Source organism: Anaplasma marginale str. Florida (assembly GCF_000215485.1).
Taxonomy (GTDB): Bacteria; Pseudomonadota; Alphaproteobacteria; order Rickettsiales; family Anaplasmataceae; genus Anaplasma; species Anaplasma marginale.
Window position 1 is genome coordinate 1 of the sequence record NZ_AFMS01000020.1, and the last position, 5,613, is coordinate 5,613.

Here is a 5,613-nt window from a genome sequence, read left to right on the forward strand (position 1 = left end):
ATGGTGGTTGCAGTTAACAAGATAGACAGAAGCGACGCAAATGTTGATAAGATTACCAATGATCTACTGCAACATGGCGTGGTGCCGGAGAAGCTTGGGGGAGACGTCATGATTGTCCCCGTCTCTGCGAAGACGGGAGAGAATTTAGACAAGCTGAAGTCCAGTATATTACTGTTGGCTGAGATGTTAGAGTTGAGAGCCCCAGTTGAGGGTAGGGCACAAGGCGTGGTAATAGAATCAAAAATAGAAAGGAATTGCGGCGTTGTCGCTACTGTAATAGTGCAAAGGGGTACGCTGCGCAAGGGAAACGTAGTAGTAGCCGGAGACGGTTCATACGGGAAAGTGCGCAACATGTTTGATGACAGTGATAATAGTGTCGAAGAAGCATTACCCTCAATGCCCGTTAGAGTTTTAGGGCTTGATAAAGTACCTAAAGCGGGTGACGTCTTTCTGGTAATGCCTTCTGAAAAACACGCCAGAGATTTACTTGAGCATAGGGCAGGGATTAACCTCTCCCGTGGACGCGACTCTGGTAGGAATGACAGCGTTTTCACAGGACCGCTGTTCTCTATGGACAGGCCCGAAGGGGTCAACATGATACTAAAGGCCGATGTAGCTGGGTCCTTGGAGGCTATTTCTCGCTCAGTAGCGCAAATCGAGCACGAGGAGGTCAAGTTTAATATCCTACACAAAGATATTGGCGATGTTACGAAATCCGATATTTTGCTTGCCGAGGCCGCATCAGCCGTGGTACTGGCGTTTAACGTCAAGGTAGATGCTCAGGCCAGAGATCTTGTAAGGCAGAAGGATGTTGATATACGCCATCATCGGGTGATATACGACCTGATAGATGATGTGAAGGGTGTTGTTTGTGGAAAACTAAAGCCGATTATACGAGAGGTGCAGGTCGGGTTGCTGGTTGTGAGGGAAGTGTTTTCCAGCGGTAAGGGGGGGACGGTCATCGGTTGTTATGTGTCCGAAGGTGCGGTTAGTAGAGGCGCCTTGGTGAAGATCTACAGAAATGATGCGGTAACGTGCGAAGGCAAGGTAAAAGTCCTGAGGCGGTTTAAGGATGACGTAAAAGAAGTGGGCCATGGTCTGGAATGTGGTGTGCTGGTTGAAGGTGCCAAGGACGTTGCGGTGGGTGATGTGATAAAAGTTCTTGAAGTAGTAGAGCACGCTAGAGTAGTGGAATGATAGCTTTTACTCCATCGGCTGGGTTACGCAGCCTGAAGGTTGCATCGGTTCTCAAGAGGGCACTTGCCCAGCTGTTCATTCGCGAATTTTATGATTTAAGCAGCATGCTGTCTATATCTGGTGTTAAAGTTAGTGAAGACACGAGAAATGCCACAGTGTTCGTGGCAATTGGGGACAAGTCGGTTGATGGTGACGAAGTAGTCGCCGCGTTGAATGATGCGTCTAACAGCATTAGGAGAGCAGTATTCAGGTACCTCAAATTGCGGTACGTGCCCAGGTTGCATTTTAAGCTGGATGTTGAATTTGATAACTTCCTCCGAATTAGTGAGATAATGGCCACCACAAAGTGAGGTGTGCGGCCGCGTTGTAGAACTCGAGATCTACAGCTGGTTACTAGTTTTTGAACGGCTGTGCCACACGGGTGGATAGCTGCGGGATGTTGTGTCCCATGCCTGTTTCGTTGCCGGGGCCCGTGGCGGGCTGTGATCTTGATGTAGCCCATTATCCATCTTCATTTCTGATATGTGCGGCTGTAGGCCCATGCGCTTGTCAGGCTACCTAGGGTTTGTGATGCTGTGAACTGCGCTTTTCCTTCCAGCAGTCCATGCACTCCATTATTATCGGAAATAGCAGAGTTGTGTACAGGTAGCTGTGTGGGATGTTGTGCCCCATGCCTTCTGCTACGAGCAGCGCTCCCAATGCTCCTATGAACAACAACGCAATTGTTTTGACCCTCGCATGTTTGTGCACGATAGCTGACACCTCTTTGGACAAAAATAGCGCAACAATGGCGTATATGGAAAATATTATGGCGATGAGAAGTGTATTGTCAGTCAGCCCTACTGCCGATATCACGGAATCTAACGAGAGCATAAGATCAATCCCAATAATTTGTCCGATTGCTAGCAAAAATTTGGGTGAAGCACTAATTTTTGAATTTTGTTTAGGAAATATCTCTAAATAAATTTCCTGCGCACTTTTGTACACCAAGAAAGCCCCGCCGGCTATAAAGAACATGTTTTTGTAGGAGATTTGCACACGCGACAGCGTAATGAATTGTTCATCCATGGACAGCAAAAGCGAAGCTCCAAACAACATGACAAAGCGCATCACCAAAGCTACGCTAAGACCGCAAATTCGTGCCTTGTTGCGTAGACCTTCTGGAAGCCTTGAGGTGATAAGGGCTATGAAAATTAGGTTATCAATGCCCAAAATCATCTCCAGGAAAAACAAGGTGGAGAACTCAACAATGCTGTTACAATGGAGATTCATGGCAGATGCGTTATTTCCCGGCTATAGCGCGTAATTCACGAGGTAGTATACACGCTTTTGCGTTTTTGATCCCATTTTGTTTTCAATGTATTTTAATGCTTAGATGGTACCCTGGCCCCGAGAGTTGGGGGGTAGGATTTACGTGTTATCAAAGAACCTTGAGGCCAGTCTACACAGGGCATTGTCGATAGCTTTTGATTTTCGTCATGAGTGTGCAACCCTTGAACATCTGCTGCTAGCGTTGACTGATGACCTTGATGTCAGGCGGGTTTTGTATGTGTGTCGGGTGTCTATAGACAGATTGAGGGCAACTCTGATTAACTTCTTAAGATACGAAATGTCTATAGCGATGAATCAGAGCGTGACCGAAGTGCGGCCAAGCATGGCATTTGAAAAGGTGGTGCATAGGGCCATAGTACACGCACATGCCTCCGGAAAGGATGAAATTAACGGTGTGAATGTTTTAGCGGAGATTTTTTTGGAAAAAGACTCCTGCAGTGTTTCTTTTTTGAATGAGCACAACGTTAAGTACATTGATGTTGTGAGCTGTATTTCCAGCAACGAGCATCCGGAAGAGCTGTATGATCAGCATGATCTGGGCAAAGACGTAGATTTCGTCAAGCGAGGGGCGGTTGGGTTTCCTCACATATCCAAAGATGTGGTCTCAAAAGATGGCGAAAGCCTGGAAGCTTATTGTGTGAACCTCAACGTTTTGGCGAAGAATGGAAAGATAGATTATGTTATAGGTAGGCAGTACGAACAAGAGCGAACCATTGAAGTCCTGCTGCGCAGAAGGAAGAACAACCCCCTGTATGTTGGGGATTCTGGTGTGGGGAAAACCGCTATAGTTGAAGGTTTGGCGCTGCGCATCGTCGAAGGGAATATTGTGCCTCAACTCAAATGTGTAGAAATATACTCTCTCGACATGGGCTCTTTGCTTGCAGGGACGAGGTATCGTGGGGACTTTGAAGAGAGGATAAAGGCGGTTATCCGGGCTATAGAGAATAAGAAGAATGCCGTTCTTTTTATTGATGAAATTCACACTATTATTGGCGCCGGGTCCACGAGCGGAAGCCCGTTAGATGCGAGTAATCTGCTGAAACCGGCACTTGCCAGGGGCTCCATTAGGTGTATAGGTGCCACTACGTACAAGGAGTATAACAGCAATTTTGAGAAGGACCGGGCGCTGGCGAGGAGATATCAGAAAATTAATGTTGAAGAATCTACCGTAGAGGAAACCATACAGATTCTGAGTGGGATAAAGTCATATTATGAGATATACCACGATGTACACTATACCAGCCAAGCGGTGAAGTATGCTGCGGAGCTGTCGGACAGGTATATAGCCGAGAGAATGCTGCCGGACAAGGCGGTGGATGTTTTAGATGAAGCCGGGGTATATGCCAAGCTGCGCTCGGGCGAAAATGGTAAGGTTGTCACGGGCAGGGATATTGAATCAATTATTTCGCGAATTACTGAAATACCGTGCGACAATCTTTTCGCGAGCGATACTCACAAAGTGAAGAATTTAGAAGAAAATCTGAAGCAAGTTATTTTTGGGCAGGATGCTGCCATTTCGCAGATTGTGGATGCAATAAGAATTGCCAAGGCTGGGCTCAGGAGCCACCAAAAGCCACTTGCTAGTTACCTGCTGGCCGGCCCTACGGGGGTAGGGAAGACTGAGCTAGTGAAACAATTGGCAAAGAACATGGGGATGAAGTTGGTCAGATTTGACATGTCTGAATATATGGAGTCCCACACCGTTGCCAGGATGATAGGTTCTCCCCCAGGGTATGTGGGGTATGAGCAAGGCGGCCTACTCACTGACACCATAGCAAGGAACCAATACAGCGTGTTGTTACTGGATGAGATAGAAAAAGCCCATAGTAGCGTTTATAACATATTGTTACAAATAATGGATTATGGATGCATCACCGACACTTACGGGCGCAAAGTTAGTTTTCGTAATGTTGTCATCGTACTCACCACGAACGCCGGTGCGGTGGAGTTTAGTCAAAACGCTGTGGGGTTTGACCGTGACCGCACCTTTCATATAGGTAGTGAGCACAAAGCTATAGAGAAGATTTTCGGTCCGGAATTTTGTAACAGGTTGGATGCGGTGGTATCCTTTTCCTATCTGAGCGCTGATGTGATGGAAAAGGTGGTTGGTAAATTCATTGCCGAGCTCAGAGATCAGCTATCCAGAAAGGGTGTTGATATCAGCATCGACAAAGCGTCGGTGGAATTTCTGACGAAAATGGGGCAGCAAGACGGATACGGTGCGAGAAAGGCGCAAAGTGTGATTGCGCAAAAGATCAAGAAGCACCTGGCACTTGAAATGTTGTTTGGCAAACTGGCGTACGGGGGCAGGGTGGAAGTGAGATTTGACCCGCAGAAGGAAGACTTCTCGTATGAGTTTTTCGAAAAATCTGTTGATAGTATTGCATAATAACTTGCTGCGCGGTGGTTTTTATCGTTGATTATTTAGTCGAATCCTATAGATTTGTCCCATTGCGTCGCGGGGGGGTCTATGTCTAACAATTACGAATCTGTTCGTAATTTGGCTATTGTTGCGCATGTAGATCACGGGAAGACTACGCTTCTAGACAGCATGCTGAAGCAAAGCGGTGCCCTCAGGGATAACCAGGAAGTTGTTGAGCGGGTGATGGACAGCAATGACCTGGAACGGGAGCGGGGCATTACGATCCTGGCGAAGTGTACCGCGATTACGTGGGGAAGCCATAAGATTAATGTGATAGACACACCAGGCCACGCAGATTTTGGTGGCGAGGTGGAAAGGGTGCTCTCAATGGCAGACGGGGTGCTCATGCTCGTTGATGCGTCTGAGGGCCCGATGCCGCAAACGAAGTTCGTGCTCTCAAAAGCGCTGCAGGCCAATTTGCTGCCAATAGTGGTGGTAAATAAGGTTGACCGTCCAGACAGCAGGGTGAGCGAAGTTTTGGACGAGGTGTATGAGCTTTTTATAAACCTCAACGCCACAAGTGAGCAGCTCGATTTCCCCGTGCTCTATGCTTCCGGGAGGAGCGGTTGGTGCGTCAAGGATTTGTCGGAGGAGCGCAAGGATCTTACACCTCTGTTTGGAGCGATTCTGGAATATATCAAACCCTGCAATATGACCATAAC

General features: G+C 47.4%; 5 protein-coding genes. 4 read left to right on the plus strand and 1 reads right to left on the minus strand.

Going from position 1 to position 5,613, the window contains the following annotated elements:
• Nucleotides 1–1,197: translation initiation factor IF-2 (locus GAC_RS00620; RefSeq protein WP_037348987.1), on the plus strand; the 1,197-nt coding region annotated here is incomplete at its 5' end.
• Entirely contained in the window at nt 1,194–1,547 is a 354-nt protein-coding gene (gene rbfA / locus GAC_RS00625; RefSeq protein WP_010264781.1) for a 30S ribosome-binding factor RbfA, read from the plus strand. The genes GAC_RS00620 and rbfA, both read left to right, overlap by 4 nt.
• A 208-nt stretch (nt 1,548–1,755) precedes the next feature.
• Here the strand turns inward: rbfA and GAC_RS00630 are convergent, their stop codons facing one another.
• The gene (locus GAC_RS00630) at nt 1,756–2,469 is read right to left on the minus strand and encodes a TerC family protein (protein WP_010267767.1); all 714 of its coding nucleotides are present in this window, start codon (nt 2,467–2,469) and stop codon (nt 1,756–1,758) included.
• 142 nt (nt 2,470–2,611) lie between these two features.
• Between GAC_RS00630 and GAC_RS00635 the strand changes: the two genes are divergently transcribed.
• The gene (locus GAC_RS00635) at nt 2,612–4,918 is read left to right on the plus strand and encodes an AAA family ATPase (protein WP_010267765.1); all 2,307 of its coding nucleotides are present in this window, start codon (nt 2,612–2,614) and stop codon (nt 4,916–4,918) included.
• A gap of 81 nt (nt 4,919–4,999) precedes the next feature.
• A partial coding sequence (locus tag GAC_RS00640; RefSeq protein WP_037348988.1) for a GTP-binding protein occupies nt 5,000–5,613 on the plus strand: 614 nt, incomplete at its 3' end.

What these genes read in the sequence shown, in the direction of transcription:
- rbfA (WP_010264781.1), top strand. Translation starts at nt 1,194, where the DNA reads ATGATAGCTTTTACTCCATCGGCTGGGTTACGCAGCCTGAAGGTTGCA.
- GAC_RS00630 (WP_010267767.1), bottom strand. Translation starts at nt 2,469, where the DNA reads ATGAATCTCCATTGTAACAGCATTGTTGAGTTCTCCACCTTGTTTTTC.